2 tRNA genes are annotated in these 359 nt (G+C 45.1%); both read left to right on the top strand.

Annotated elements, in window-relative coordinates:
- Window positions 1-44 precede the first annotated feature (44 nt).
- Window positions 45-121 (top strand) — tRNA-Pro (locus AC0C66_RS21570).
- A 7-nt stretch (window positions 122-128) separates the two neighbouring features.
- Window positions 129-204 (top strand) — tRNA-Ala (locus tag AC0C66_RS21565).
- The last annotated feature ends 155 nt before the right edge of the window (window positions 205-359 follow it).

Genomic DNA, 359 nt, shown 5'->3' with positions numbered 1-359 from the left:
CTCCTCTCGGGCGCGCCATTATTCTAATAGAATAGTTAGGAAATCGGGAAGTAGCTCAGCTTGGTAGAGCACATGGTTTGGGACCATGGGGTCGCAGGTTCGAATCCTGTCTTCCCGACCATTTTCATGGGGCCTTAGCTCAGCTGGGAGAGCGCCTGCTTTGCACGCAGGAGGTCAGCGGTTCGATCCCGCTAGGCTCCACCAAAAGTTTTTAAAAAAGTTGTTGACTTTGAAGAAGCAGCGTTGTATACTAATAAAGTTGCTTTAACAAAGCGAACAAATGAAATGATCTTTGAAAACTAAACAAGACAAAACGTACCTGTTAATTCATGTTTTATAAAATCGCACAGCGATGTGCG

The sequence above is a fragment of the Bacillus sp. VA13 genome, from assembly GCF_055710085.1.
The sequence above is the reverse complement of the archived record's forward strand: the minus strand, read 5'-3'. Positions and strand labels throughout refer to the sequence as shown.